Source organism: Rhodopseudomonas sp. B29 (assembly GCF_000333455.1).
Taxonomy (GTDB): Bacteria; Pseudomonadota; Alphaproteobacteria; order Rhizobiales; family Xanthobacteraceae; genus Rhodopseudomonas.
The window spans coordinates 1-25,936 of sequence record NZ_BADD01000712.1; the positions used below are offsets into that span (position 1 = coordinate 1).

Here is a 25,936-nt window from a genome sequence, read left to right on the forward strand (position 1 = left end):
GATGCGGCATCGCTGAGGCGCGGCGCGCCGCCTCGGCGCCCATCAGGTGATAGGGCTCACTGGCGCCCGGCTTCATGAACGGGATCATGCCGACGCCGGCGACGTAAACGGGTGACGCCATCTGTTTCTCTCCCAATCTTACTCGTTGGACTTTTTATTACCCGTGAGTAATATAAGCCGTCGGCGCCGGAGTCAATCGGCCCCGTTTCACGGATGCATGATGGACGGACGCCCCGCCAACGACACGACCTCGCCCTGGATGCCGTTCGAGAACCGCCGCCGCGCCCGCGACGAAAAGCGCGAGGCGGTGCTGCGCACGGCCGTGCAATTGTTTCTCGAGCAGGGCTATCATCGCGCCACGCTCAACGAGGTCGCCGAGCGGCTGAACATCACCAAGCCGGCGCTGTACAACTACTTCCGCAGCAAGGAGGACATCCTGTTCGAATGCTGGGCGCTGGGGCAGGAGCAGGTCGACGGCTTCATCGCGGCGATCGACGGCAGCCGGCAGAACGGCCTCGGCAAATTGCGCGCGCTGGTGCACTCCTATGCGGAGACGATGGCGACGGATTTCGGCGCCAGCCTGGTGCGGTTCGATCCGCGCGACCTCAGCCCGAGCAACGCCAAGACCGTGCGCGCCGCCAAGCGCGGCATCGACCGGACCTTCCGGCGCTACATCACTGAGGGCATCGCCGACGGCTCGATCAAGCCGTGCGATCCGAAGATGGCGGCGTTCGCCATCGCCGGCTCGCTCAACTGGATCGGTCATTGGTATCAACGTGGCGGCGAGCTGACGCCGGATGCGATCGCCGACGATTTCGCCGAACGGCTGACCGAAGGCCTCGCCACCGCGACGGTGAATAAGCGACCGATCAAGCAACCACCAGCACCGAGGACCAAGAAGAGCGCCGCCAGAGCGCCCACCACGAAGAAGAAATAAGACGAAAACAACATAGGGAGGACTACATGAACATCACTCACGGCCTGCGGCGGGCGCTGCAGATCAACGCGGACGGCCTCGCCACCGTTTTCAACGGGCGAAAGCGCAACTGGCGCGAGGTCGGGGACCGCGTCGCGCGGCTCGCGGGCGGGCTGCGCGCGCTCGGCGTCGGCGAGGGCGAACGCGTCGCCATCCTGTCGATGAATTCCGATCGCTATCTGGAAATGTATCTGGCCGCTGGCTGGTGCGGCGGCGTGATCGTGCCGCTCAACATCCGCTGGAGCGCGCTGGAGAACGAAGATGCGCTGCGCGACTGCCGCGCGGTGGCGCTGGTGGTCGACAAGGCGTTCGCCTCGACCGGCGCCGCGCTGGCGAAGGCCATTCCCGGGATGGCGATGATCTATGCCGACGACGGCGACGTGCCGGAGGGCATGCGCAGCTACGAGGACGTCATCGCGGCGCACGAGCCGATTCCGGACGCGATGCGAAAAGCCGACGATCTCGCCGGCATTTTCTACACCGGCGGCACCACCGGCCGCTCCAAGGGCGTGATGCTGAGCCACGGCAACCTGATGGCCAACGCGCTCAACGCGCTCGGCGAAGGCCTCTTCCCAGGGACATCGGTGTATCTGCACGCCGCGCCGATGTTCCATCTGGCGAATGGCGCGGCGATGTATTCGCTGCTGCTGTCGGGCGGCTCCAATGTGATGATCCCGTCATTCACGCCGGAAGGCGTGATGCAGGCGATGCAGAACGAGCGCGTCACCGACGTGTTGCTGGTGCCGACCATGATCCAGATGTTCGTCGATCATCCGGCGCTGAAGAATTACGACCTGTCATCGCTGAAAAACATCGTCTACGGCGCCTCGCCGATCAGCGAGGCCGTGCTGGCGCGCGCCAGCGCCGCGCTGCCGCACGTGCAGTTCACCCAGGCCTACGGCATGACCGAACTGTCGCCGATCGCCACGCTGCTGCACTGGAAGGAGCATATCGGCGAAGGCAAGGCCAAGGGCCGCCAGCGCGCCGCCGGCCGCGCGACGCTCGGCTGCGAAGTGCGCATCGTCGATGCCGACGACAAGCCGGTGCCCTATGGCACGGTGGGCGAGATCTGCGTGCGCGGCGACAACGTGATGATGGGCTATTGGGAACGTCCGGAGGAAACCGCGCGGGCGCTGGCCGGCGGCTGGATGCACACCGGCGACGGCGGCTACATGGACGAGCACGGCTTCGTCTTCGTCGTCGACCGCGTCAAGGACATGATCATCTCCGGGGGCGAGAACGTGTACTCGGTCGAGGTCGAGAACGCGGTGGCGCAGCATCCGGCGGTGGCGCAATGCGCCGTCATCGGCATTCCGCACGACGCCTGGGGCGAGCAGGTCCACGCCGTCGTCGTCACCAAGGCCGGCGCGACGGTGACAGCCGACGAGCTGATCGCCCACTGCAAGGCGCTGATCGCCGGCTACAAGTGCCCGCGCAGCGTCGAGATCACCGAGACGCCGCTGCCGCTGTCCGGCGCCGGCAAGATCCTGAAGCGCGAACTGCGCCAGCCTTATTGGGAGAAACGCGAGCGAAGGGTGAGTTGAGCGCGCTCGCGTTTCAAGCGGAGCAGCCGTCTGCGGCGGGCGTGGGGTCGAGCAGAACCCAGGCCGCCGCAGGATCGGCCGCAACTTCGTAATGGTCGACCCGCGAACAGCGCCGGCACTCGTAGCTCCGCAATTCGCTCTGATCGCCCAGCGGGCTGATGCGAAACAGGCTCGCGGTGGAGCGGCAGGCGGTACACGGGTGAAAGAAATGGTCCCGCCGAGATAATTTCAGCATTACGAGGCCCCCACAGGCGTCAATGACTGGCCGCGATCATGCTCCCTATCATGATACCCATATTGATCTGGCGCAAACTGACGGCATTTCCGGGCTAAAGGCCGGTGAAGTCGCGCGCCCTGTACCAGCTCTCGACCAGCGGCACGGCGGGGCGCGCGAAAGCGTGAAACGGATGGCTGGGGAAAGCGAGGTCGTCGAAGGCAGAGCGGCCGTCGGCGTGGCCGAGCATCTTCAGCGCAATCTTCCGCCCGAAATGCGTCGAGCGGGAGACGCCGGTGCCGCAATAGCCCATCGCGTAGTATACGCCGTCGGGCGCGCGGCCGAGATGCGGGAAGTCGTCGAAGCTGTGGCCGATCAGGCCGCTCCACGCGTCGGTGACGCGGACGTCGCCGAGCATCGGAAACGCCCGCAGTAGGTCTCGCGCCAGATGCGCATAGGCGGCCATCGCGGTCTCCGGCTTGAAGTGATCGACGCGGCCGCCCCAGATCAGCCGGCGTTCGTCGGGCGCCGGGCGGAAATAGAAGAACACCCGGTTGGTGCAGCCATAGACTCGGCCGCCGGGCATCAGGCGATCGAATACCTCGGGCGGCATGATCTCGGTGGCGATCTGCGCCGAGCCGACCGGCACAATGCGCTGGTCGAAGTAAGGACTGACGTTCTTCGTGTAGCCGTTGGTGGCGATCAGCACGTCGCGCGCCCGGATCGTGCGGTTGCCAATCTGGACGTTGTGTCCGTCGCGTTCGCGCGCGATCGCGCCGACCGGGCTGTTGCCGAACACTGTTGCGCCGGCTGCAATCGCCCGTGCCATCAGGCCGGCGTGATATCTCCCCGGATGCAGCGCCGCGTCCTGCGGGAGCAGCGATCCGCCGTGAAACATGTCGGTCGCGATTTCCGTGTGCTGATTGCGGCGCTCGACCATCTCGAAGGTGACGCCCGCGTAGCGCGCCAGGTCTTCCATGTCGCGCGCCATGGCGTCGTAATGCTCGGGACGCATCGCGCCGCGGAAGCGGCCGCAGCGGCGGAACGAGCAGTCGATCTGCTCGTCGCGCACCAGCGCCTCGATGCCGTCGAGCATCGCGACGCCTTCGTGAAGCAGCTCGACGGCCTTGCGCTCGCCCTGCATCGCGATCAGCGTCTTCACCCGGAATTTCTGGTTGCCGCTGCCGACCTGTCCGCCGTTGCGCGTACTTGCGCCGAACCCCGGCACCCCGGCGTCGACCACGGTGACCTGCCGCCCCGCGCGCGCCAGCACCAGCGCCGCGGATAGTCCCGTGTAGCCGGCGCCGACGATCAGGACGTCGGTGCTCTGCGGCGGAAACGTAGATGTGGCTCGGGGAGGCGCCGCGCGCCACCAATAGGGTCGTGCGGATATGACCTCGGATCTCGTGCGACCGGCTGCGAGGTCGCCCAGGCGAATTCCCGGCGGTTCGATCGTTTTCTCGTACTGGTCGCTCATTTTCGCCGTGACAATTTCCGATTGGCGTCGCCCCAAGGACTTGCAGAATATAAAAATCAATTGCACAAAATGCAACTCGTGAAGTATGGGTAGTTGCCGGTTCATCTCGGGCTTGGCCGCGTTGCTGCGGCTCAGCCTCCACGAGTCTTCGGGATCTCGCGCATGGATGCTTCAACGGGTTTGATGGGTGGTTTCGCTCCGGGAGAACTGGTCGCGCCAAAGGGTGCTGAACTGCAGGACATGCACGCTTTCCTGAGGCAGGCGGGGGTCCGCTACCTGCTTGCGCAGTTCGTCGATCTGCATGGCGTCGCCAAGAGCAAGGCCGTGCCGGTGCAGCATCTCGAAGATCTCATCACCGACGGCGCCGGCTTTGCAGGGGCCGGGGCCTGGGGCCTCGGCATGCTGCCGCACGAGGCCGAGTACATGGTTGTGTGCGAGCTCGACACCCTGATGGTGACGCCGTGGGCGCCGGGCTACGCGCGGATGATGGGCGTCGGCACGGTGAAGGGCGAAGCGCATCCCATCGACACGCGCAATGTTCTCAAGAAACAAGTCGCGCGGCTCGCGGAGCGCGGATGGACCTTGAACACGGGGCTGGAGCCTGAATTCATCCTGCTGCGGCGTGAAGCCGACGGCAAGCTCGCGCCGTTCGATGCGACCGACAGGCTTGCCAAGCCGGCTTACGATTATCGCGGTTTGATGCGGGGGCGCGACTTCCTCGAGCGAATGACAGAGTCGCTGCAGGCGGTCGGCATCGACGTCTATCAGATCGACCACGAAGATGCGAACGGGCAGTACGAGATCAACTTCAAGTACGCGGACGCGTTGACGAGTGCGGATCAAATTCTGTTCTTCAAGATGGCCGCGTCCGAGATCGCTCACGAATTCGGCGCCATCTGCTCCTTCATGCCGAAGCCGCGCAGCAATTCGACCGGAAGCGGTATGCACATTCACTGTTCGATCGCCGATGCTGCGGGACGAAATTTGTTCCATGACGACAGCGACTCGAACGGCCTCGGGCTCTCCAAGCTGGCCTATCACTTCCTCGGTGGCGTTATGGCGCATGCCAAGGCGCTGACAGCATTGCTCGCCCCGACGGTGAATTCCTACAAACGGCTGGTCGTCGGCCGCACCGCGTCGGGCGCCACGTGGGCACCGGCGTTCATCGCCTATGGCGACAACAATCGCACCGCGATGGCGCGCATCCCCTATGGCCGGATCGAAATCCGCACCGGCGACAGCAGCATGAACCCATATCTTGCCACGGCGGCGCTGATTGCGGCCGGCCTCGACGGCATCGACCGCGAACTCGATCCAGGTGCACCGAAGAACGTCAACTTCTATGGCCTGTCATCGGAGCAGATCCGCCAGATGGGCGTCGAATTGCTGCCGCAGACCCTGGCCGAAGCGCTTACGGCGCTCGAAGCGGACCACCTGTTCGCCGATGCACTCGGACAGGGCGTCATCGACGAGTTCGTCAAACTCAAGCGCGACGAGTGGACCGACTATCATCGCCACGTATCCGACTGGGAGATCGAGCGCTATCTCTCCTTCTTCTGATCGACTTCAAGCAAGTCGCATCGCTTGCGAATGTCGGGCTGTGTCTCGAGCACAGCCGGCTCGCAATGCGGACGATGCGGACAAAGAGTGGCGGTCAATGCCAACCGACGCATGCAAAGTCGAACGGGGCATTCTATCTTGCGCCGGTTTCGAGTCGGTGGAGGAGGCGAGGTGCCAAGAGTGAAGAAGGCGGTCGCCAAGCGGCCCGGAGCTTCTCGCAAGGTTGAACCAAGCGAGCAGCGGCAGGGCGCGGCCGAGACCGTTGTTGCGCGAGCGCCGATCGATGAGCGGACTGGCGCCGCGTTACGCCGCGCGCGACTCGAGCGCGGTCTCACCTTGAGCGAGGTCGCTTCTGCGGCATCGATCTCCGTGCCGATGATGAGCCGGTTCGAGAACGGCCAATCGACCGTCAGCCTGCCGCTGCTCGAGCGGATCTGCGCCGTGCTCGGAACGGATTTGCCGACGCTGTTTGCCGAAGTGCAGGAGACCGTCGGCGACGCGCAGCTCATCAAGGCCGGCGACCAGATGGAGGTTGTCCGCACCGGCACCAAGCATGGCCACACCTATCGGCTGCTGTCTTATCACAAAGGTCCGCGGAAGACATTCGAGCCGTTCCTGATCGAGATGGACCGCGCCAGCGAAAGCTATCCGCGCTTTCAGCATCCCGGAACGGAATTCATCTACATGTTGAGCGGCCGGATGGAATATCGGTTCGGCGACAAGACATTTCTGATCGAGCCGGGCGACGCCTTCACCTTCTCGGGCAATGTGCTGCACGGTCCCGAAAAACTACTCGACCACCGGATCCGCTTCATCACGATCATTATCTACACCGAGTGAGCGCGGCGCGGCCTGCGCCGCGGCGCCTTGCCATTTGCCCCAGCCGGGAAGCGGTCCGTATCCGCGCCGGGGCCCGGATGCGTATGCACTTCGCGCGCCCGCAGCGGCTCGCCGCATTCCGAGCAGACCATCACCGGATCGAACACCTTGCCGCAATTCTTGTGCTCATGAAGCAGAGGACGGCCACGCTCATCGACCATGTGGACGTCGCCCCAATGCACGATCGCCATCAGGACGGGATAGAGGTCCAGGCCCTTCGGGGTCAGCAGATATTCGTAGCGCTTCGGGCAGTCTTGGTAGGGGATGCGGCGCAGCACGCCGTAGCTCACCAGCTTCTTCAGCCGGTCGGCGAGCAGATGGCGGGTGATGTCGAGGTTAGTCTGAAATTCCTCGAAGCGCCGGACGCGTAGGAAGCACTCGCGCAGCACCAACAGCGTCCAGCGGTCGCCGATGACAGCGAGCGAACGTGCAATCGAGCAAGATTCCTCCTCCAGAGCATCCCACTTCATCCTGTGTCTCCTGCTCGGCTCGAACGCTCTGCTTCGTTCAAATAAGGTACTTGCTCTATGCATCGGCAAATGTTGTCAGCAAAAACTAGCATTTCGAGGGATTGATTGACAGTTCTAAAAAGGAACTATAGCGTTCGGGTCAACGGCGCTCGCGGCCGGTATTCGGGAGGAAACGATGAGCAAGCGCAACGCGACCGTCGCCGTGATCGGCGCCGGCGATTACATCGGCTCGGAAATCGCCAAGAAGTTTGCCGCCGAGGGATTCACGGTGTTCGCCGGTCGTCGCAACGGCGACAAGCTGGCGCCGCTGGTGAAAGAGATCGAAGCCGCGGGTGGCGCCGTCCACGCCCGTTCACTCGATGCACGCAAAGAGGAAGAGGTCGTCACGTTCCTCAACGAGGCCGACAAGGTCGCGCCGCTCGAAGTCTGCATCTTCAACGTCGGCGCCAATGTCAATTTCCCGCTGCTCGACACCACCGAACGCGTGTTTCGCAAGGTCTGGGAGATGGCCTGCTACTCGGGCTTCCTGGCCGGGCGCGAGGCGGCGCGGTTGATGCTGCCGCACGGCCGCGGCAACATCTTCTTCACCGGCGCGACCGCGAGTCTGCGGGGCGGCGTCGGCTTCGCGGCCTTTGCCAGCGCGAAGTTCGGCCTACGCGCCGTTGCGCAGTCTGCCGCCCGCGAGTTGTGGCCGCAGAACATCCACGTTGCCCATCTGATCATCGACTCCGGCGTGAATACCGAATGGGTACGCGAACGCATCCGCGAGCGTGAAGGCGACGCTGCGCTGAGCAATCTCGACCCCAATCGCCTGATGCCGCCGGCCGCAGTGGCCGACGCCTATTGGGCGCTGTATCAGCAGCCGCGCACGGCCTGGGTATTCGAACAGGAAATCCGCCCGTTCGGCGAGAAGTGGTGATCGCCCGCCACGTCGTCATCTCAGCTTTTGCAAGGCTTGCGAAATCGCTTCGGCGCAGGTTCTGAGCTGCGGCAAAAACCTTTTGCGCAATTCGCTGACCTTGATGCGCGCGGATGCCGCGCTGACGCTGACAGCGGCGACGATTTCATTTTCAGCGCCGAACACCGGGACGGCGAGCGAGCGTAATCCCAGCGCCAGTTCCTCGTCGCTGATAGCATAGCCGTTCTTGGCGGCGGCGTTAATCGCCGCGACAATGTCAGCAAGCTCGCTAAGTCCGTGCGGCGTCCGGGCGACGATCGGCGTACGGCTCAGCTTCGCGGTGATATCGGCGTCCGTATTGCCCGAGAGCAGGACGCGGCCAGTGGCCGAGCAATACAGCGGCAGCGTCGCGCCGACGCGCACGCCGGTCGCGACGATGTGTTGCGCCTCGACGCGGGCAATGAATAGCGACTGATCACCATCGAGCACAGCGAGCGAAACCGACTCCTCGAGTTCGTCGCGCGCGCGCGCCAACAACGGCGTCGCCACCTGCACCAAGCGATCTCGCTCGGACGCGACGCCGCCGAGCCGCCGCAAGCGGGGCAGGGGCCGATAGTCGCGGCCGGTTAGTTCGAGATAGCCGAGGTCCACCAACGTGAGCAAACAGCGCCGCGCCGCGGCGCGCGTCGCCCCCGAGGCGCGGGCCGCATCGGCGACGCTCATCACCGAGTTGACGGAGAACGCTTCGATGATGGCGAGGCCTTTGGCCAGCCCGCCCATGCCCTCGCGCTTCTCGGTTGTGGTGATTTCAGTCATCCCGCTTCTCGCTTGACAGCAGAGGAATACCGTTGAGAATGGCTCGAAATTAGATCATGTGTTCGATATTCGAACATTCAGGGGCGAGCGTCAAGGGACAGCAGATGAACGAGATCGTGGTGCCGCGTGATGAAGCGAGCTGGATTCCGTGGCCGACCGCCTGGCCGGAGGGGCTCACCCGCGTGCCCTACTGGGTGTTCCAGGATCAGCGGGTCTATGCCGACGAGCAGCGGCTGATCTTCCAGGGTCCCAACTGGCATTACCTGGCGCTGGAGGTCGAACTCGCCGAGCCGGGCGACTTTCTCACCACACAAGTCGGCGATACGCCGGTGATCGTCACCCGCGACACCGACAACGAGATCTACGCCTTCGAGAACCGCTGCGCCCACCGCGGCGCGCTGATTTGCCTGAAGAACCGCGCCAAGCACCGCAAGGACTTCAGCTGCGTCTATCACGCCTGGAACTACGACCCGCAGGGCAACCTGACCGGCGTCGCCCTCAAGGACGGCATCAAGGGCAAAGGCGGTATGCCCGACTCGTTCAAGATGGAGCAGCACGGCCCGCGCAAGCTGCGCATCGCGCTGGTGCACGGGCTGATTTTCGGCTCGTTCTCCGAAGACGTGCCGCCGATCGAGGAGTATCTCGGCGAAGAGATCATGACCCGGATCGAGCGCGTGCTCGGCGGCCGGACGCCGGCGGTGCTCGGGCGCTTCACGCAGGTGCTGCCGAACAATTGGAAGCTGTATATCGAGAACGTCAAGGACTCGTATCACGCCAGCATTCTGCATCTGTTCTTCACCACTTTCGAGCTGAACCGCCTGTCTCAAAAGGGCGGCATCATCGTGGACGAGAGCGGCGGCCATCACGTCAGCTATTCGGCGATCGATCCCGAGGCGGCGAAGGACGTCGACTACGCCAAGCAGCAGATCCGCTCGGAGAGCGAGTACAAGCTGGCTGATCCGACGCTGCTGCAGGGCTTCGACGAATACCACGACGGCGTCACGCTGCAGATCCTGTCGGTGTTCCCGACCTTCGTGCTGCAGCAGATTCAGAACGCGATCGCCGTCCGCCAGATCGTGCCGCGCGCGATCGACAAGACCGATCTCAACTGGACCTATCTGGGTTTCGCCGACGATACGCCCGAACAGCGGCTGACGCGGCTGAAGCAGGCCAATCTGGTTGGTCCCGCCGGCTACATCTCGATGGAAGACGGCTGCGTCGGCGGCTTCGTGCAGCGTGGCATCTCCGGGGCGAGCAGCAACCGCGCGGTGCTGGAGATGGGCGGCGCCGAAGCCACCAGCAGCGAGAGCCGGGTCACCGAAGCGTCCGTGCGCGGCTTCTGGAAGGCGTATCGCGCCAATATGGGTCTGTGAGATGAACGGCAATCTTCTTCAATACATTACCCAGGCCCAGGCCGACTACGCGCGCTGCATCGACGACGATCGTCTCGAGGAATGGCCCAATCTGTTTCACGGGCCTTGCCTCTACAAGATCACCACCTCGTCGAATTATCGCGACGGGCTCGAAGCCGGCATCGTGTTCGCCAACTCGCGCGGAATGTTGACCGACCGCGTCTCGGCGCTGCGCGACGCTAACATCTACGAGCGCCAGAGCTATCGTCACATCCTTGGGCAGCCCTCCATCCTGTCCGAAGACGGCGCGATGGTGAGCAGCGAGACCTCGTTCATGGTCGCGCGCATCATGCAGGACGGCGAAACCTCGATCTACGCCACCGGGCGCTACTTCGACGTCTACGAGATCGACGGCGCCGCCGCCAAGCTGCATCAGCGCACGGTGGTGTGCGACAGTTCGCGGATCGATACGCTGCTGGCGCTGCCGCTATGAGGTCCGATGTCGTTGCGCTGACGATCGGTGATCCGAACGGCATAGGGCCAGAGATCGCGGTGAAGGCCGCGCTGGCATCGGAAGGTCCGCAGCCCGTTCTGGTCGGAGACGGCTTCGTCATTCGCCATTACGTGGAACAGATCGCGCCGGAGCGCGCCTTGCGCCGCTTTGACGAACAAGCAGATGACCGCGACGCGCTGCTCTATCACGACGTCGGCAGCCTGACGCTCGAGACGTTTCGGCCGGGCTCGGCCAGTCCCGATAGCGGTCGCGCAACTGTCGCGTATGTCGATGCGGCGCTGCAGCTGATCGAGAGCGGGCGCGCACGCAGCATCGTCGCCTGTCCCCACTCCGAGACCGCGGTGAATTCCGCCGGTATCAAGTTCTCCGGCTATCCGAGCCTGTTGGCGCGGCTGAAGCAGGTGCCGGACGACGAAGTGTTCCTGATGCTGGTCGGCGCGGGATTACGCATCGTCCACGTCACGCTGCACGAACAGCTCGCCGGCGCCCTGCAGCGGATCACGCCCGAGCTGATCGAGCGTGCGATCCGCACCGCGGCGGACGCGCTGCGCACGCTCGGCATCGGCAAGCCGCGGCTCGGCGTGTTCGGCATCAATCCCCACGCCGGCGAGGGCGGGCTGTTCGGCGACGACGACGACCGGATCGTCAAGCCGGTGGTCGAGCGGCTGAGGGCGGAGGGCTTCGATATCGACGGCCCGGTCGGCGCCGATCTGATGCTGGGGCACAGCGGCTACGACGCGTTCGTCGCGATGTATCACGACCAAGGCCACATCCCGATCAAGCTCCTGGCAGGGCGCAACTCGGCGGCGATGTCGATCGGCGCCGGCCTGATGTTCTCCAGCGTCGGCCACGGCAGCGCCTTCGACATCGCCGGCAAAGGCGTCGCAGACGCCGGCCCGGTGCTTCGCTGTATCCAGCTCGTCGCTGGCGCCAACAGATTCTGAGGACGGATTATGAGCTACCAGATTTCAGTCCAGGACAGCGACATCGCGTTCGACTGCAATGAAGGCGAGACCGTTCTCGCCGCGGCAGAGCGCGCCGGCTACACCCTGCCGTATTCGTGCCGGAAGGGCGTGTGCTCGTCGTGTCAGGGTTGGCTCGACGACGGCGATGTCCGCCAGCGCTCGCGCGAGATCAGCGGCCCGGCCGGCGGCGTGTTGTTCTGCACGGCGACGCCGAAGAGCGATCTCACCGTGCGGCCGCGCCGCATCGCGCGTTACGACCCCCTCGCCCGCAAGAAGATCACCGCGCGGGTGTTCCGCATGTCCCGCCCCGCCGACGATGTTGCGGTGCTGCAGCTCCGCTTCCCGGCCAGCATTCGTGCCAAGTTCAAAGCCGGCCAGTATCTGCGTGTCAAGCTGCCGGATGGCGAGGAGCGCAGCTTCTCGATGGCCAACGCGCCGCAGGAAAGCGACGGTGTGCAACTCCACATCCGCCACGTGCCGGGTGGGCATTTCTCCGAAAAGGTGCTGTCGACCCTGAAGCTCGACGACAGGCTGGAGATCGAAATTCCTTACGGCGATTTCTACGTTCGCGACGCCAGCGACGCCCGCTATCTATTTGTCGCCACGGGCACCGGCTTTGCACCGGTGCGCTCGATCATCGACGACATGATCCGGCGGCGGCTGTCGCGCGAGGTCCGGCTGTATTGGGGCGGACGCAGCCGCGCCGATTTGTATCAGGCGGCGATCTGCCGGAAATGGGCGGATCGCTTTCCGTGGCTCAGCTTCGTGCCGGTGTTGTCCAATCCCGACGCCGACTGGTCGGGGCGGACCGGTCTGGTGCATCGCGCCGTGCTCGATGACGTCGCGGATCTGGCCGGCTGGCAAGTCTATGCCTGCGGCAATCCGGCGATGATCCAGGCGGCGCGCAGCGATTTCACGTCGCTGGGCGGCCTGCCTGAAGACCGCTTCTTCGCGGATGCCTTCGTGCCGAGTGGCGCCACCGAAGTGCCTGCGCCGCAGCCGGCGTTGGCGACTGCCGTCTGATCGCCGCCCAGCGGCGTACAAATAAGAACCGAAAGACAGGGATGGAAAATGAGTAGTCAAATCGCGTTCGACGTGCCGTCGTTCATCAATTCGCGTCGCACCGGCGCCGTACAATACGCCATCGTAGTGCTATGCGCCCTGGTGATGTTCCTCGACGGATTCGACACCCAGGCGATCAGCTACATGGCGCCGTCGATCGCCAAAGAATGGGGCTGTCGCGCGAGGTACTCGGGCCGGTGTTCTCGTCGGCGCTGACCGGCCTGATGGTCGGCTATTTGCTGGTGTCGCCGCTATCGGACCGCTTCGGCCACCGCAAGCTGGTGGTGTGGAGCACGCTGATCTTCGCCGCCACCACCTTCGCGACGATCTTCGCCGGCAACGTCACCACGCTGGTCGTGCTGCGGTTTGCCACCGGCATCGCGCTCGGCTCGGTGATCCCCAGCGCGATCGCGCTGACCACCGAGTTCAGCCCGTCGCGGCTGCGCGCCACCTTCGTGCTGGCGATTTATTGCGGCTTCTCGCTCGGCTTCGTCGCGGCCGGCGCGGTGGCGGCCTGGGCCATTCCCGAATTCGGCTGGCGCTCGATGCTGTGGATCGGCGCCGTGGCGCCGCTGATCGTCGGTCTCATCGCCTGGATGTATCTGCCCGAGTCGATGGACTTCCTGATCCGCACCAATGCACGGCCCGAGAGCATCTGGCGCGTCGTCCGCCGCGTCGATCGGACGTTGCCCGAGCGCAGCCCGGCCAGCTTCACCACCGAGGCCGCCGAAAGCCGTAGCGCCGTCGGCAGCCTGTTCACCTCGGGCCGCGCGCTCGGCACCGTCGTGATCTGGCTGGTGTTCACGCTCAATCTCGCCGAGTTCTACGCGCTGCAGAGCTGGCTGCCGACGATCCTCGGCCATGTCGGCTACAAGCTCGGCACCATCGCGCTGGCGACCAGCATGACCACGGTCGGCGGCATCATCGCCGCCTTCGCGATCGGTCCGGCGATGGATCGGATCGGGCCGTACGGTTCGTTGGCCGTGGTCTATCTGGCCGGCGTGGTGTTCGTCGTGCTGTTCGGCTGGGCGATCGGCGGGCCGGAATGGACGCTGCACGCCGCGGCGTTCTGCGCCGGCTTCTGCATCAGCGGCGGCCAGAAGAGCGTCATCGCGCTGGCGGCGATCTACTATCCGACGCCGATCCGCTCGACCGGTGTGGGTTGGGCGCTCGGCATCGGCCGGCTCGGCGGCATCGCCGGCCCGCTCCTGCTCGGCGCGCTGCTGACCTACAATCTCGCCACCCAAAGTATCTTCTACGCCGCGGCGGCGCCGATGCTGGTGGCCGGCCTGCTGGTCGCTCTACTCGGTCACTGGTACGGCGGCGGCAAGCGCACCGAAGCTCGCGACGACAGCGCCCTGGTTGCTCGAGTCGATGCGCCGAGTTTCGAGCGGACGTAGAAGTTGGTCCTATTAATCGAGTTGCCCACCGCGTCATGCCCGGCCTTGTGCCGGGCATCCACGAAGCCGCAGCCAGAACGTGGATGGCCGGGACGAGCCCGGCCATGACGACTTCTGTTTCTTGGGCTGCGAGCCGTCAGATGCGAGCTACTTCTTCACCTTGCTGGCATCCATCTTGATTGACGTATCGAGCATCTTGGTGGTGAAGGCGGTTTCGACGTCGAACGGCTTTTCCATGCCCAGATAGGTCTGGACCAGCTCGTAGTCTTTCTTCATCCGCGCATCGTCGATCCAACCAAGCGCTTTCGTCGTGGTGAATTCGTCGGTCATCAAGTACTTGATGCGTTCCCACTGCCGTTCCTGGTTCTCCTTGTCGAGACCGGAGACGTTGTCGAGCAACGCTTTGAGGCAGGGATCGACGTTCTCGACGCAGGCGGCGAACGCCTTCTGTGTCACGCCGACGAAGTGGTGGACCAGTTTGGGGTTCTTGGCCAAGTAGGCGCCGTTGACGATCAGCGAATTGCCGTACGGGTTGAGCCCGATATCCTTCCAGTTGACGAAGCCGAGGTCGTTGCCGAACTCGATCACCTTGCGGTCGTGCTCGTTGTAGAAATCGCTGATGATATCGACGCTGTGGCCCTTCAGCGCGGCGATCTTGGCGGTGGGGCCGACGTTGACGAAGGTCACCGAGTCCGCCGCGATGCCGGCTGCCTTTGCGAAGGCCGGCCACATCACACGCGAAGCGTCGCCGGGCGGATTGCCGATCTTGTGGCCAGGAAAGTCCTTCGGCCCATTCACGCCGTAGCTCTTCAGCCAATAGAAGGTCTGGCCGGTGTTGGCGTAGATGCTCATCAGCGCCATGACGTCGGCGCCTTTGCTCTTCGACACCAGCATGGTGGCGAGGTCGGCGATGCCGAACGCCGAGCCGCCGGAGCCCACCTTGAGCGACGACACCCCCGAGCCCTTGCCGGATTCGATCGTCAGGTCGATGCCCGCCTTCTCGTACCAACCCTGCGCCTTGGCGTAGTAGAACGGCGAATGGTCGGCGGTCGGCGTCCAATTCAGGATCAGGTTGACCGCTTCGCCCGCATGGGCGGGCAGTGCAGGGATCGAGACCGCCAGTGCGAGGGCGGCCGCGGCCAATCGGATCGACTTCATCGACAGCTCTCCTGTGGTCGCGAGCGATCGGGTCACTCGCAGGCTTGCAAGTCCGGCACCCGCCATGCAACAGATCGTGATCCGAATTGTCAACCATCTGGTTGAAAATGAGCAAGAGCCCGAAAACCGACACCAAGCAGAGGCGCGACCCGGCAGCGACCCGCCACAAGCTGCTCACCGCGGCGCGCCACGAATTCGCGGCGCGCGGCCTCGCCGGCGCCCGCGTCGACGAAATCGCCGCCCGCGCCGGCGTCAACAAGCAGCTGGTCTATCATTACTTCGGCGACAAGGACGCGCTGTATCTCGGCGTGCTCGAATGGGTCTACGAGGAACTGCGCAGCCACGAGCGCGAGCTGAAGCTCGACGGCCTGCCGCCGGAGCGGGCCATCCGCAAGCTGATCGAGTTCTCGTTCGACCATCTGGCGGCGCATCCCGATTTCATCGTACTGCTCAACGACGAGAACCGCGGCGGTGCGCGGCATGTGCAAGGTTCCGGGCGGCTCGAAGCGATGCATTCGCCGCTGGTCGATCTGGTGTCGAAGATCCTGAAAGAGGGCGTGCAGCAGGGCGTGTTCCGCAAGGGCATCAACCCGGTGCAGCTTTATATTTCCATCGCCGGCCTCAGCTATTTCTACTTCGCCAACAATCCGACTCTGTCGGCAATCTTCGCCCGCGATCTTGCTTCACGCGGCGAGCGGCTGGCGCGGCGGCGCCATGTGGTCGATCTGGTGCTGCATTCGCTGCGTCCCTGACGTCGCTTTAATCAACCAGATGGTTGAAACATGGCGGGCCGCGGTCTAGGCTGCGGAGCCGGGCAGGCTACCTAAGCCCGAACAAGGACGCTCGTGACGGAAGCTGGACGCCAATCGCTACGCTCGGCCGCGATCATCGTGCTGGTGCACGTCGCGGTCATCGTGCTGTGGCAGGTGCTGGTCGACGTCTTTCATGTGCCGAAGTTCGTGCTACCGTCGCCGCTGGAGACGATCAAGACGCTGGGCTCGGCGCAGTATTCCTGGCTCAGCAATTCGCTGGTCACTTCGGCCGAGATCCTCGGCGGCTTCGCGCTTGGTTCCGTTGTCGGCGTTGCGCTCGCCGTGGTTTTCAGCTGGTCGCCGCTGGTCAGCGTGCTGCTGCTGCCGCTGTTCGTTACGCTCAACATGATCCCGAAAGTCGCGCTCGGCCCGCTGATCATCGTCTGGTTTTCCTACGGCATCGTGCCGAACATCCTGATCGCGTTCTCGATCTGCTTCTTCCCGATCCTGCTGACGACGGCGCGCGGCCTGCGCGAGGTCGAGCCCGACCTGCTCGATCTCGTCAAATCGCTGCGCGGCTCGCGCTGGACGCTGTTTCGCAAGATCCAACTGCCCGGTTCGCTGCCCTACGTATTTTCCGGCATGAAGGTCGGCGCCATCCTGGCGGTCGCCGGCGCCATCGTCGGCGAATTCATCGCCTCGGATAAGGGGCTCGGCTATTTGATGATCCAGGTGCAGTCGGCGCTCGATACGCCGGCAATGCTGATGGCGGTGGTGCTGCTGACGCTGCTCGGTGTCGCGCTGTACGGCATCGTGCTCGGGCTCGAACGGCTCGTGGTGGTGCGCGATGTCAGGCTGCAATAATCAACAAGGAACAACAATGCTGCTCAGCCGCGAGACCCTGCCCAAGACCATCCCCGACGTTGCGGCGCTCGACGATCTGCTCTGCCGGCCCACCCAGGCGTTGATCGACGATCTCGCCAAGGTCGACGGCGACCTGATGGTGCTCGGCGTCGCCGGCAAGATGGGGCCGACGCTGGCCGGGCTGGCCAAAGCGGCGTCGCCGAACCGCCGTGTCATCGGCGTGGCGCGGTTCAGCGATCCGGCGTCGAAGGCCGCCCTCGAAGCCCGCGGCGTCGAGACCATCGCGTGCGATCTCTTGGACGAGGCCGAGATCGCCAAGCTGCCGAAGTCGCCCAACATCGTGTTCATGGCCGGCCGCAAGTTCGGCGCCGAAGGCGATCTGGCACTGACCTGGGCGATGAATTCGCACGTGCCGGCGCTGATCGCGCAGGCGTTCCGCACTTCGCGGATCGTCGCGTTCTCGACCGGCTGCGTTTATCCGTTCGTGCCGGTGGACAGTGGCGGGTCGCCGGAGTCGATGCCGCCCGATCCTCCTGGCGAGTATGCGCAGTCCTGCGTCGGCCGCGAGCGTTTGTTCGAGTACTTTTCGGCCAAGTACCAGACGCCTGGCCGGCTGTTCCGACTCAACTACGCCATCGATATGCGCTATGGTGTCCTCTACGATATCGCCAGCAAGGTCTGGCAAGGCAAGCCCATCGATCTCGGCATCGGCCACGTCAATTTTATCTGGCAGGGCGACGCCTCCGCGCAGGCGCTGCGCTGCCTGGCGCATTGCACCACGCCGACGAAGCCGATCAATGTCTCCGGCCACGAGACGCTGCTGGTGCGCGATCTGGCTGCCAAGTTCGGCAAGCTGTTTGGCCGCGAGCCGGTGCTGGTCGGCCAGGAGCAGCCGACCGCGTGGCTCACCGACACGACGCAGGCGGTGAAGCTGTTCGGCGAAGCCGTGGTCGACACCGATCAACTCGTCGCCTGGACGGCCGACTGGGTGGCGCGCGAGATGCCGAATATCGGCAAGCCGACGAAGTACGAGGTGCGCGATGGCCGCTATTGAGGCGGACAGCGCGCTGGTCCGGCTGGTCGAAGCCGACGCGGCCGCCTGCCTGCTGTTGTCCACCGAAGCGCATTGGAATCAGAACGAAGCCGACTGGCGGTTCTTCATCCGCCGCGGCCTGACCTTCGGCGTGCGCGAGGGCGGCGAGCTCGTCGCCACCGCGGCGCTCCTGCCGCACGATGACGCGAACGCCTGGATCAGCATGGTGCTGGTCACCGAGCGTTGCCGCCGCCGCGGCCTCGCGACGCGGCTGATCGATCGCTGCCTGGCCGAAGCCGAAGCGTTGAAGCTGACGACGTGGCTCGACGCCACGCCGGCCGGCGCGACGGTGTATGGGCCGCTCGGTTTCGCCGGGGTGCTGGAGCTGCGCCGGCTGCGGTTGACCGCGAAGCTGGCCGCACCGGGCGCGGCGATGCCTCGCGGGGCCAGCCTGCCTGATCTGATCGCACGCGACCGGGCCGCGATCGGCTTCGCGCGCACCGATTTGCTCACAGAACTCGGCGGGCGAAGCGGGGCGCGTTTGTTTGAACTGGACGGCGCCGTCGCGCTGGTACGCGATGGCCGTGTCGCCCGGCACATCGGGCCGCTGTTCGCGCCGGCTCTCTCGTCCGCACTGGCTCTAGTCGACGCCATCGTCGCCGCCGAGACGCGGCCGATCCTGCTCGATGCCGTCGCCGGGCCATCTGGCTTTGTCGAAGCGCTGGAGCGGCGCGGTTGGGTGGTCGAGCGGCCGTTCCTGCGGATGCGCCACGGCACGGCGACGCAACCGCCCGGCGAACTGCCGTTCGCCGTCGCCGGCCCGGAATACGGTTAGGACATTGTCATGCACCACACCGCGATGAACTCCGGCGTTCGCCGCCTGATCGCCGAGGGCACCGTCATCCCGGCGCACCCGCTTGCACTCGATGCGTCGCGCAAGCTCGACACCAAGCACCAGCGTGCATTGACGCGCTACTACATCGACGCCGGTGCCGGCGGCCTCGCGGTCGGCGTCCATACCACGCAGTTCGCCATCCGTGACGTCGGCCTGTACAAGCCGGTGCTCGAACTCGCGGCCGAGACCGCGACCGCCTGGACCAAGCGACCGCTGGCGCTGGTCGCCGGGCTTGCGGGCAAGACGCAGCAAGCAGTCGCCGAAGCGCAAACCGCACGCTCGATCGGCTATCACGCCGGTCTGCTCAGCCTCGCGGCGATGAAGTCGTCGGCCGAGGCTGAGATCCTCGAGCACTGCCGCGCGGTGACAAAAGAGATCCCGCTGGTCGGCTTCTATCTGCAGCCGGCGGTCGGCGGCGTCACGCTGAGCTCTGCGTTCTGGCGCGATTTCGCCTCGATCGACAATGTCGTCGCCATCAAGGTGGCGCCATTCAACCGCTATCGCACGCTCGACGTACTGCGCGGCGTCGCGGCAGCCGGCGCGCTCGACCGCGTCGCGCTCTACACCGGCAACGACGACCACATCCTGCTCGACCTGACGCTGCCCTTCGACCTGCGCGACAGGGGCGTCACGACGCGCGCGTACTTCAAGGGCGGCCTGCTCGGCCATTGGTCGGTGTGGACGCAGGCGGCGATCAGGCAGTTCGAGGCCTGCAAGGCCGCGCGCGGCCGGGACAGCCTGCCGGCGGATCTGCTGGCACTCGATGCCCGCGTCACCGATTGCAACAGCGCGTTCTTCGACGTCGCCAACAACTTCCACGGCTGCATTGCCGGCTGCCATGAGGTGCTGCGACGGCAGGGGCTGTTGCAGGGCATCTGGTGTCTCGACCCGCATGAAGGGCTGAGCGACGGCCAGGCTGCGCAGATCGACCGCGTCTGCCGCGAGCACGCCGATCTCAGCGACGATGCCTTCGTCGCCGCCAATCTGGAGCGCTGGCTGGCATGAGCGAAGCGCCGTTCATCAGCCTGCGCAACGTCCGCAAGGTGTATCGCACCGGTGGCAGCGAATTCCTCGCGGTCTCCGATGTGACGATGGACGTGCATGAAGGTGAACTGGTGGCGCTGGTCGGCCCGTCCGGCTGCGGCAAGACCACGGTGCTGAAGATCCTCGCCGGCTTGCACGGTGCGGACGGCGGAACGGTCAGCATCGGCAACGCGGCGTCCCCATTCGATCCGGCGCGCGACATCGGCATGGTGTTTCAGCAGGCGCTGCTGCTGAAATGGCGCACCATTCTGGAGAACGTGCTGCTGCCGGCCGAGATCGTCGGCCTGCCGATGAAGGCGGCGCGGGCGCGGGCGCGCGACCTGTTGGCGCTGGTCGGGCTCGCCGGCTACGAGGACAAGTACCCGCAGCAGCTCTCCGGCGGCATGCAGCAGCGTGCCGCCATCGCGCGCGCCTTCGTGCACGACCCCAAGCTGATTCTGATGGACGAGCCGTTCGGCGCACTCGACGCTCTGACGCGCGAGCAGATGAATCTCGAAATGCTGCGGATCTGGCGCGAGAGCGCCAAGACCATCCTGTTCGTCACTCACAGCATCCAGGAAGCGGTGTTTCTCGGCTCGCACTGTGCGGTGCTGACGGCCCGCCCGGCGCGGATGGCGGAGTACTTCCCGATCGATCTGCCGATGCCGCGCGATCTGTCGATCAAGACCGACGATGCGTTCGGCGGCTACGTCCGGCGCATCTACAACAGGCTGGGCCTGACGCATTAAGCACCGCGGTCCCACGATCATATGATTTGAGCTCTACAAGGCCGTGGGCCGGGCCGCGGATGCGCGACTGATACAATGTGCAAATGTATCACTCGAAAAATCGCAACGCTATTTGGACGTTGCGTGCTCTCTTTGAACTGCCCTTAACGAAGTAGCGGTAGGATGCCTGCGGCCTACCGCCCGCGCACCGGCGCCTGACCTTTCAAGGGACTTCCGCATGCTCGCTCGCTACTCCATCCGCGCCAAGATCACCGTCGTCGTCCTGTTTCTGCTCGCCGCGATGTCGGCGATCGGCGCACTTTCTTTGAAGCAGATGAGCGACATCAACGGCTCCACTGTCGAGATCGCGAACAGCTGGCTGCCCAGCGTTCGGGCGCTCGGTGAGATCCGTGCGGCGACCATCACCTATCGCGCCATCGTCCGGTCGCACCTGCTCGCCACCGACGAGCCGAGCAAACAGGCGCAGGAAAAGTTGCTGGCGAAATGGATCGGCATCTTGGGCGAGGTCCAGGCGCGCTATGAACGTCTGATCACCTCGCCCGAAGAACGCGCGATCTACAACGAGTCGAAAGACGCCTGGCAGCAATATCTCGAGGGCGTGCAGCAGGTGCTCGTGCTGTCGCGCAGGAACGAGGACGCCGCGGCGCGCGTGCTGCACGCCAAAGCCTCCCTGGTTGGTGTGAAGTCGGACGAGATCCTGCAGAAGGACATCGATCTCAACAACAAGGGTGCCGCCTACGCCGCATCGTCGGCGGAGCACAGCTATGGCGCGGCGATGAAGATCGTGACGCTGTCGCTGGTCGTCACCATGATTCTCGGCATCTGCGCCGCGGTGCTGCTCATCCGCGACGTCTCGAGCGGGATCAAATCAATCGAAATGCCGATGCAGGCGCTCGGCGCCGGCGATCTGACCGCGCCGATCCCGCACCAGGACGCGCGGACCGAGATCGGCAACATGGCGCGCAGCCTTCAGGTCTTCAAGGAAGCGCTGATCGCAAAGAGGTCCGCCGACGCTGCCGCCGCGGTCGAAGCCCGCAACAAGATCGAGCAGGGTGAGCATCTCAACAATGTCACCCGCGATTTCGAAGCGCTGATCGGCCAGATCGTTGAGGCCGTCTCCAGCGCGTCGGTTGAACTCGAAGCGTCCGCCAGCACGCTCTCGGGCAGCGCGCATCGCTCGCAGGAATTGACCTCGCTGGTCGCTTCGGCTTCGACCGAAGCCGCAGCCAACGTTCAGTCGGTCGCATCGGCCGCGGAGGAAATGACGTCCTCGGTGAACGAGATCAGCCGTCAGGTCCAGGATTCGGCGCTGATCGCCGGCCAGGCGGTCGAGCAGGCCGGCAAGACCAATCAGCGGATCGAAGGGCTGGCGCAAGCCGCGAGCCGGATCGGCGACGTCGTCGAACTGATCAACACCATCGCCGGTCAGACCAATCTGCTGGCGCTCAACGCGACGATCGAGGCCGCGCGCGCAGGCGACGCCGGCCGCGGCTTCGCGGTGGTGGCCGCGGAGGTCAAGGCGCTGGCCGAGCAGACGGCCAAGGCCACCGGCGAGATCAGTTTGCAGATTTCCGGAATCCAAGCGGCTACCCAGGACTCGGTCGGCGCGATCCGAGAGATCAGCGGCACGATCGGCCGGATGTCAGAAATCTCCTCGACCATCGCCTCGGCGGTGGAAGAGCAGGGCGCGGCCACCCAGGAAATCTCGCGCAATGTGCAACAGGCCGCCCAGGGCACGATGCGGGTGTCGTCGAACATCGCCGACGTCCAGCTCGGCGCGGTCGAGACCCGGTCGGCGTCCACCCAGGTGCTGAGCGCCGCGCAGTCGCTGTCGGCCGAAAGCAGCCGGCTGAAGTCCGAGGTGGATCGCTTTCTGCAATCGGTGCGGGCCGCCTGACGGCGGTTGGCGGCTTGCCGGGTCAGTCTGCTGGCCGAAGCGGACTACGCGGGCAGGCCTTCGATCCAAGCAATGATGTCATCCGCCGTGGTGACGTCGCCGTATTTCTGATTGATGTCGTACAAATTCGCGCGATGCGGCGCTTCGGCGCGGTCGGCGCAGCAGTCTTCCGGGACCAGCACGGTGAAGCCCGACTGAACCGCGTCGACGGCGCTGGCCCGGACGCAGCCTGACGTGGTCGCACCGGTGATCACCAGTGTGTCCACCCTAACGCTCGTCAGCAGCGCCGCGAGCGGCGTGCCGAAGAACGCCGAGGCGCCCTTCTTGGTGATCACCGGATCGCTCGACTGAATGCCGGTCGCCGCGTCGATCTCGACCAACCGGCTGCCCTGTAGCAGCGCAGCCATGCCGGCGGCCTTCTTGAGCCAGGGCAGGGTGGCGATCTCGCCCGGCTGATACGCGATCGTGGTGTAAATCACCGGATAGCCGCGCTCGCGCGCCAAGTCGGTGATCTGCCGCGTGCGGGCGATCGGGCCCGACATTTCGGCCGCGGTGGGGTAGGCCGTGTCGGTGAAGCCGTAGCTGAAGTCGACGACCAGCACGGCCGGCCGCGAGCCGCGGGCCACGGCATTGCCGAAGCCGGCCTCGCGATAGACGGTGTCCTGAGTGGCGGCCATGTCGTGTCCCTCGGTCAACTAACGACGACGAGTCGTCAGTGGCGCTCCATTTGGATCTCTTTGACCACGATATCACCGTCGACCACGATCGGCTCGTCATCGAGGAACAGCGAGCAGCCGCGCATCGGAATGTCGAGATGGCAGGCGGTGTCGTTAGGCCCACCGAGTTCGTTGTTCGGGCCGGTGGAGAACATCACGTTGCCGTAGAAGCTGCGCGGCTCCATGCCCATGCCGCCCGGGAAGGCTCCGGCGACGAGGTTGTGCCATTTGGCGTTGGGGTTCATGCCCCAGCCGACATGGCTCATGCCGTTGCCGCGCTGATCATTGAACGCCGCCATGTACGACTTCACCAGCTCGGCGTCGAGGCCGCCGCGGATGTCGGTGATCCAGCCCTTCTCGATGGTGTAGCTGATCGGCTCGCGCACATAGATGTTCTGCGGCAGCAGGATGTCGCCGGGCGCCACCACGATGCGGCCGTCGACGCCGTCGTCGTCGCCGCCGGTGAAGACAAAGCCCGACGGCCAGTGGTCCCAGCGGCCGGGCTCGTCGGTGCAGGCATATTCGGCGATGGTCGGATAGGTGTTGAGCTTGTAGGTGACGTCTGTGCCGTGCGGCGAGGTGATGCGCATCACCTTGGCGCGTGCCAGCATGTCGGCGGCGATCTCGACCTTCTCGCGGATTTCCTTGGTGGGCAGCATCCGTGCCAGCAGTTCCGGCGGTTCGACCGCGGTGAGGATACGCGTGCCTGCGGCCTGGATCGCCATCTGCTCCGGCGAAAACAGCAGGAAGATGCAATCGATCAGCATGTCGCAGGCCTTCAGCGCTTCGACCGCATCGGGCATCGCCGCAAGGCCGGTGACGCCGACATTCCAGCCGCTGGTCGGCAGCGGCGTCGGCAGGCGCATGTGATACATGCTGGCGCCGAGGCGCTGGCCGGCGTTCATGAACGCGTCGGCGTAGTCGAGGCGCTCCTGGCCCTGGGTGAGAACGATCAGCTTCTCACCCTCTTTCACGCCCGACATCTTGAGCTGGTGCAGGCAAATCTCGGCGAAGATCGACTGGTCCATGCTTGTTACCTCGGCTTGTTATCAGGCGGAGAAATCGGAAACGGCCTGGAGAAATCCTTCGAGATCGTCCCACGGGATCATGTGGCCGGCGCGCGCGACGGTGCGGGTCTCGATATGCGGCGCCAGCGACTTTATCTCGGCGACGTCGTCGGCCTGAACCACGGTGGCGCCGCCGGCGACGACGAGGCGCATCGGCAGCTTGATCTGCGGCAGATCGGCGTGGATATCGTCGCTGTGGAAGCCGTCAAAGGCGATGCGGATGGCGTCGAGCTGGCAGGTGTGCAGCCACTCGGCACGCAGCGCATTCTGCTCAACGGTCCAGGTCGGACAGAACTTGCGCATGTCGTCGCCCGAGCAGCCCTTCTGCGCCATCACGATCGAATCTTCGTACCACGGCCACGCCGAAGGATACGGCCGCCGCCCCGGCCCGCTGACCGGCGGATCGACCAATACGAGGCCCGAGAAACTATCCGGCTGTTTGCGCGCGGCGCGGATCGCGACGCGGGCGCCCATCGAGTGACCGAGAACGATCGGCCGTTCGAATTGTCCCGCGGCGACGATGCCAACCACATCGTCCGCCATGGCGTCGAGGCTGTAGTCGAGCGCACCGGCCTGACTCAGGCCACGGCCGCGCACGTCCATGATGGTGACGTCGAATTTGCTGATCAGGCGCTCGGCGACGAAGCCCCAGGTGATTGCCGGCGAGGTGATACCGGGCACGATGATCAGCTGCGGGCCGTTGCCGGGATAGTGCAGCAGATGCAGCCGGATGCCGTTGGCGTGAATATTGTAACCGCGGCTCGCCACGCTGGTCATGATCGGCCTCCTAGTAAGCGCCAGACAGCAGCGTGCCACCGCCGGGAACGCGGGTGTTGAGCCCCAGCGCCTTCAGCATCGACCAGGTGGTGGCGATCGCCGCGCTGAGCACCGGCTTGCCGGTGATGGCCTCCGCCATCGGCACCGCGGCGAGCGACGGCATCTGCACGCAGGCGGACAGCACCACGGCGTCGACATCGGCGGTCCGCATTGCCTTGGCGATCTCCGGCAGGTTTGCCGGATCGTGCGCCGCGACGGCGAGGTTGTCGGAAATTTCCAGCGCGCGCCAATCGACGACGTCGATGCCTTCGTTGCGGATGTAGTCGACCACGACCTGCGTCAGCGGCTTCATATAGGGCGCGACCAGCGCGATCTTCTTGGCGCCGATCGCCTTGATGCCGTCGACCAGCGCGCCGGCGGAGCTGACGACGGGAGCGGGGTGGCCATTGTCCGCCGCGACGCCGGCGAGGCGCTGCGACGATTCGCGGTGATAGCCGACGCATGGCCGTGGTTCGAACAGCGGCGCGATGACCGCGCTCCACGTCTCGAAAGCGACCGATTCATCAAGACTTGATGTGACGTAGTAGAGCTGGGGCAGGTCGGACATTGCGGGCCTAGATGGCTCAGTCTTTGTAACCAAAAGCGGGATCGGTAACTAACTCAGGCGAGATACCGAGGTTGCCGACTGTTCTTTTGCGTTGCGCGAGGTTCATCAGGCTTTGAAACCTCAGGTAGTCTGCCGAGCCGCTTCAGACGCTCAATCATCAACACGACCCTGAGACGCCTGGTCAAGGGAAAACGGCAACTGCAAGGCCATTTCCGGCGGAACCCAGCTTCCGCGCACGTTTGTTAACGTATTAAAAAATTCGGAAATAAGC

Annotated in this window: 25 protein-coding genes and 1 pseudogene; 18 read left to right on the forward strand and 8 right to left on the reverse strand. The window is 64.9% G+C overall.

Annotated elements, in window-relative coordinates; genetic code table 11:
* Window positions 1-220 precede the first annotated feature (220 nt).
* Together I5M_RS25575 and I5M_RS25580 are read left to right on the forward strand one after the other, a co-directional pair.
* Window positions 221-937 carry a TetR/AcrR family transcriptional regulator gene (locus tag I5M_RS25575; RefSeq protein ID WP_040771899.1) on the forward strand — a complete coding sequence of 239 codons (717 nt, stop codon included), beginning with the start codon at window positions 221-223 and terminating at the stop codon, window positions 935-937.
* A 26-nt stretch (window positions 938-963) separates the two neighbouring features.
* Window positions 964-2,520 (forward strand): long-chain fatty acid--CoA ligase, encoded by a 1,557-nt coding sequence (locus I5M_RS25580; protein WP_022723997.1) that lies wholly within the window; start codon window positions 964-966, stop codon window positions 2,518-2,520.
* 329 nt (window positions 2,521-2,849) lie between these two features.
* Here I5M_RS25580 and I5M_RS25585 read toward each other — a convergent pair whose 3' ends face one another.
* Window positions 2,850-4,211 carry an FAD-binding oxidoreductase gene (locus I5M_RS25585; protein WP_022723998.1) on the reverse strand — a complete coding sequence of 454 codons (1,362 nt, stop codon included), beginning with the start codon at window positions 4,209-4,211 and terminating at the stop codon, window positions 2,850-2,852.
* A gap of 162 nt (window positions 4,212-4,373) precedes the next feature.
* Between I5M_RS25585 and glnT the strand changes: the two genes are divergently transcribed.
* Both glnT and I5M_RS25595 read left to right on the forward strand, forming a co-directional pair.
* Window positions 4,374-5,771: a type III glutamate--ammonia ligase gene (glnT, locus tag I5M_RS25590; protein WP_210161629.1), complete on the forward strand. Its 1,398-nt coding sequence runs from the start codon at window positions 4,374-4,376 to the stop codon at window positions 5,769-5,771.
* Between the two features lie 111 nt (window positions 5,772-5,882).
* Complete coding sequence (locus I5M_RS25595; RefSeq protein ID WP_083909682.1) at window positions 5,883-6,611, forward strand: helix-turn-helix domain-containing protein; 729 nt, start codon at window positions 5,883-5,885, stop codon at window positions 6,609-6,611.
* Here I5M_RS25595 and I5M_RS25600 read toward each other — a convergent pair.
* Window positions 6,599-7,120, reverse strand: a complete 522-nt coding sequence (locus tag I5M_RS25600) for a helix-turn-helix domain-containing protein (RefSeq protein ID WP_022724001.1) — start codon at window positions 7,118-7,120, stop codon at window positions 6,599-6,601. The two genes, I5M_RS25595 and I5M_RS25600, sit on opposite strands and share 13 nt — an antisense overlap.
* 175 nt (window positions 7,121-7,295) lie before the next feature.
* Between I5M_RS25600 and I5M_RS25605 the strand changes: the two genes are divergently transcribed.
* A complete protein-coding gene (locus I5M_RS25605) occupies window positions 7,296-8,039 on the forward strand; it encodes an SDR family NAD(P)-dependent oxidoreductase (RefSeq protein WP_022724002.1) in 744 nt (247 codons plus the stop codon).
* A gap of 15 nt (window positions 8,040-8,054) precedes the next feature.
* On the opposite strand, the gene I5M_RS25610 is transcribed toward I5M_RS25605, so the two are convergent.
* Window positions 8,055-8,834 carry an IclR family transcriptional regulator C-terminal domain-containing protein gene (locus tag I5M_RS25610; RefSeq protein WP_022724003.1) on the reverse strand — a complete coding sequence of 260 codons (780 nt, stop codon included), beginning with the start codon at window positions 8,832-8,834 and terminating at the stop codon, window positions 8,055-8,057.
* 104 nt (window positions 8,835-8,938) lie between these two features.
* On the opposite strand from I5M_RS25610, the gene I5M_RS25615 reads away from it, so the two are divergent.
* The 6 genes from I5M_RS25615 to I5M_RS30635 are packed head-to-tail and all read left to right on the forward strand — an operon-like array spanning window position 8,939 to window position 14,127.
* Complete coding sequence (locus I5M_RS25615; protein ID WP_022724004.1) at window positions 8,939-10,207, forward strand: aromatic ring-hydroxylating dioxygenase subunit alpha; 1,269 nt, start codon at window positions 8,939-8,941, stop codon at window positions 10,205-10,207.
* Between the two features lies 1 nt (window position 10,208).
* Window positions 10,209-10,679 (forward strand): aromatic-ring-hydroxylating dioxygenase subunit beta, encoded by a 471-nt coding sequence (locus tag I5M_RS25620; RefSeq protein WP_022724005.1) that lies wholly within the window; start codon window positions 10,209-10,211, stop codon window positions 10,677-10,679.
* Window positions 10,676-11,644 carry a PdxA family protein gene (locus I5M_RS25625; RefSeq protein WP_022724006.1) on the forward strand — a complete coding sequence of 323 codons (969 nt, stop codon included), beginning with the start codon at window positions 10,676-10,678 and terminating at the stop codon, window positions 11,642-11,644. The genes I5M_RS25620 and I5M_RS25625 overlap by 4 nt, the downstream gene beginning before the upstream one ends.
* 9 nt (window positions 11,645-11,653) lie before the next feature.
* On the forward strand, window positions 11,654-12,688 hold the full coding sequence (locus I5M_RS25630) for a 2Fe-2S iron-sulfur cluster-binding protein (protein WP_022724007.1): 1,035 nt from the start codon (window positions 11,654-11,656) through the stop codon (window positions 12,686-12,688).
* Between the two features lie 48 nt (window positions 12,689-12,736).
* Window positions 12,737-12,943, forward strand: a complete 207-nt coding sequence (locus I5M_RS32940; protein WP_159104035.1) for a hypothetical protein — start codon at window positions 12,737-12,739, stop codon at window positions 12,941-12,943.
* Window positions 12,895-14,127, forward strand: coding sequence for an MFS transporter (locus I5M_RS30635; protein WP_159104036.1), 1,233 nt, complete (start codon window positions 12,895-12,897; stop codon window positions 14,125-14,127). Before I5M_RS32940 ends, I5M_RS30635 begins: the two co-directional genes overlap by 49 nt.
* Before the next feature lie 147 nt (window positions 14,128-14,274).
* Here I5M_RS30635 and I5M_RS25640 read toward each other — a convergent pair whose 3' ends face one another.
* On the reverse strand, window positions 14,275-15,285 hold the full coding sequence (locus I5M_RS25640) for an ABC transporter substrate-binding protein (RefSeq protein ID WP_022724008.1): 1,011 nt from the start codon (window positions 15,283-15,285) through the stop codon (window positions 14,275-14,277).
* 107 nt (window positions 15,286-15,392) lie between these two features.
* Here I5M_RS25640 and I5M_RS25645 point away from each other — a divergent pair, with 107 nt between their 5' ends.
* The 7 genes from I5M_RS25645 to I5M_RS25675 all read left to right on the forward strand — a co-directional run bounded on the left by I5M_RS25645 (window position 15,393) and on the right by I5M_RS25675 (window position 22,498).
* Entirely contained in the window at window positions 15,393-16,037 is a 645-nt protein-coding gene (locus tag I5M_RS25645; protein ID WP_022724009.1) for a TetR/AcrR family transcriptional regulator, read from the forward strand.
* A gap of 93 nt (window positions 16,038-16,130) precedes the next feature.
* On the forward strand, window positions 16,131-16,901 hold the full coding sequence (locus tag I5M_RS25650; RefSeq protein ID WP_022724010.1) for an ABC transporter permease: 771 nt from the start codon (window positions 16,131-16,133) through the stop codon (window positions 16,899-16,901).
* A 16-nt stretch (window positions 16,902-16,917) separates the two neighbouring features.
* A complete protein-coding gene (locus tag I5M_RS25655) occupies window positions 16,918-17,955 on the forward strand; it encodes an NAD(P)-dependent oxidoreductase (protein ID WP_022724011.1) in 1,038 nt (345 codons plus the stop codon).
* The gene (locus tag I5M_RS25660; RefSeq protein WP_022724012.1) at window positions 17,942-18,769 is read left to right on the forward strand and encodes a GNAT family N-acetyltransferase; all 828 of its coding nucleotides are present in this window, start codon (window positions 17,942-17,944) and stop codon (window positions 18,767-18,769) included. The genes I5M_RS25655 and I5M_RS25660 overlap by 14 nt, the downstream gene beginning before the upstream one ends.
* Before the next feature lie 9 nt (window positions 18,770-18,778).
* Window positions 18,779-19,834, forward strand: coding sequence for a dihydrodipicolinate synthase family protein (locus I5M_RS25665; RefSeq protein ID WP_022724013.1), 1,056 nt, complete (start codon window positions 18,779-18,781; stop codon window positions 19,832-19,834).
* On the forward strand, window positions 19,831-20,601 hold the full coding sequence (locus I5M_RS25670; protein WP_022724014.1) for an ABC transporter ATP-binding protein: 771 nt from the start codon (window positions 19,831-19,833) through the stop codon (window positions 20,599-20,601). Before I5M_RS25665 ends, I5M_RS25670 begins: the two co-directional genes overlap by 4 nt.
* 217 nt (window positions 20,602-20,818) lie before the next feature.
* The gene (locus I5M_RS25675) at window positions 20,819-22,498 is read left to right on the forward strand and encodes a methyl-accepting chemotaxis protein (protein WP_022724015.1); all 1,680 of its coding nucleotides are present in this window, start codon (window positions 20,819-20,821) and stop codon (window positions 22,496-22,498) included.
* Window positions 22,499-22,542: 44 nt separating this feature from the next.
* Here the strand turns inward: I5M_RS25675 and I5M_RS25680 are convergent, their stop codons facing one another.
* The 4 genes and pseudogenes from I5M_RS25680 to I5M_RS25695 all read right to left on the reverse strand — a co-directional run.
* Entirely contained in the window at window positions 22,543-23,175 is a 633-nt protein-coding gene (locus tag I5M_RS25680) for an isochorismatase family protein (RefSeq protein WP_031337594.1), read from the reverse strand.
* 35 nt (window positions 23,176-23,210) lie between these two features.
* Window positions 23,211-24,242, reverse strand: a complete 1,032-nt coding sequence (locus I5M_RS25685) for a leucyl aminopeptidase (RefSeq protein WP_022724017.1) — start codon at window positions 24,240-24,242, stop codon at window positions 23,211-23,213.
* A 21-nt stretch (window positions 24,243-24,263) separates the two neighbouring features.
* Entirely contained in the window at window positions 24,264-25,058 is a 795-nt protein-coding gene (locus I5M_RS25690; RefSeq protein ID WP_022724018.1) for an alpha/beta fold hydrolase, read from the reverse strand.
* A gap of 10 nt (window positions 25,059-25,068) precedes the next feature.
* A pseudogene (locus I5M_RS25695) lies at window positions 25,069-25,554 on the reverse strand (Asp/Glu racemase); the annotation flags it as partial.
* Window positions 25,555-25,936: the final 382 nt, after the last annotated feature.

Excerpts from the sequence above, each read along its gene's own strand:
- I5M_RS25685 (WP_022724017.1), bottom strand. The coding sequence starts at position 24,242 with ATGGACCAGTCGATCTTCGCCGAGATTTGCCTGCACCAGCTCAAGATG.
- glnT (WP_210161629.1), top strand. The coding sequence starts at position 4,374 with ATGGATGCTTCAACGGGTTTGATGGGTGGTTTCGCTCCGGGAGAACTG.
- I5M_RS25630 (WP_022724007.1), top strand. The coding sequence starts at position 11,654 with ATGAGCTACCAGATTTCAGTCCAGGACAGCGACATCGCGTTCGACTGC.
- I5M_RS25640 (WP_022724008.1), bottom strand. The coding sequence starts at position 15,285 with ATGAAGTCGATCCGATTGGCCGCGGCCGCCCTCGCACTGGCGGTCTCG.
- I5M_RS25580 (WP_022723997.1), top strand. The coding sequence starts at position 964 with ATGAACATCACTCACGGCCTGCGGCGGGCGCTGCAGATCAACGCGGAC.
- I5M_RS25605 (WP_022724002.1), top strand. The coding sequence starts at position 7,296 with ATGAGCAAGCGCAACGCGACCGTCGCCGTGATCGGCGCCGGCGATTAC.
- I5M_RS25615 (WP_022724004.1), top strand. The coding sequence starts at position 8,939 with ATGAACGAGATCGTGGTGCCGCGTGATGAAGCGAGCTGGATTCCGTGG.
- I5M_RS25620 (WP_022724005.1), top strand. The coding sequence starts at position 10,209 with ATGAACGGCAATCTTCTTCAATACATTACCCAGGCCCAGGCCGACTAC.
- I5M_RS25645 (WP_022724009.1), top strand. The coding sequence starts at position 15,393 with ATGAGCAAGAGCCCGAAAACCGACACCAAGCAGAGGCGCGACCCGGCA.
- I5M_RS25625 (WP_022724006.1), top strand. The coding sequence starts at position 10,676 with ATGAGGTCCGATGTCGTTGCGCTGACGATCGGTGATCCGAACGGCATA.
- I5M_RS25600 (WP_022724001.1), bottom strand. The coding sequence starts at position 7,120 with ATGAAGTGGGATGCTCTGGAGGAGGAATCTTGCTCGATTGCACGTTCG.
- I5M_RS25675 (WP_022724015.1), top strand. The coding sequence starts at position 20,819 with ATGCTCGCTCGCTACTCCATCCGCGCCAAGATCACCGTCGTCGTCCTG.
- I5M_RS25585 (WP_022723998.1), bottom strand. The coding sequence starts at position 4,211 with ATGAGCGACCAGTACGAGAAAACGATCGAACCGCCGGGAATTCGCCTG.
- I5M_RS25690 (WP_022724018.1), bottom strand. The coding sequence starts at position 25,058 with ATGACCAGCGTGGCGAGCCGCGGTTACAATATTCACGCCAACGGCATC.
- I5M_RS30635 (WP_159104036.1), top strand. The coding sequence starts at position 12,895 with ATGGGGCTGTCGCGCGAGGTACTCGGGCCGGTGTTCTCGTCGGCGCTG.
- I5M_RS25660 (WP_022724012.1), top strand. The coding sequence starts at position 17,942 with ATGGCCGCTATTGAGGCGGACAGCGCGCTGGTCCGGCTGGTCGAAGCC.
- I5M_RS25595 (WP_083909682.1), top strand. The coding sequence starts at position 5,883 with ATGCAAAGTCGAACGGGGCATTCTATCTTGCGCCGGTTTCGAGTCGGT.
- I5M_RS25670 (WP_022724014.1), top strand. The coding sequence starts at position 19,831 with ATGAGCGAAGCGCCGTTCATCAGCCTGCGCAACGTCCGCAAGGTGTAT.
- I5M_RS25655 (WP_022724011.1), top strand. The coding sequence starts at position 16,918 with ATGCTGCTCAGCCGCGAGACCCTGCCCAAGACCATCCCCGACGTTGCG.
- I5M_RS25610 (WP_022724003.1), bottom strand. The coding sequence starts at position 8,834 with ATGACTGAAATCACCACAACCGAGAAGCGCGAGGGCATGGGCGGGCTG.
- I5M_RS25680 (WP_031337594.1), bottom strand. The coding sequence starts at position 23,175 with ATGGCCGCCACTCAGGACACCGTCTATCGCGAGGCCGGCTTCGGCAAT.
- I5M_RS25665 (WP_022724013.1), top strand. The coding sequence starts at position 18,779 with ATGCACCACACCGCGATGAACTCCGGCGTTCGCCGCCTGATCGCCGAG.
- I5M_RS32940 (WP_159104035.1), top strand. The coding sequence starts at position 12,737 with ATGAGTAGTCAAATCGCGTTCGACGTGCCGTCGTTCATCAATTCGCGT.
- I5M_RS25575 (WP_040771899.1), top strand. The coding sequence starts at position 221 with ATGGACGGACGCCCCGCCAACGACACGACCTCGCCCTGGATGCCGTTC.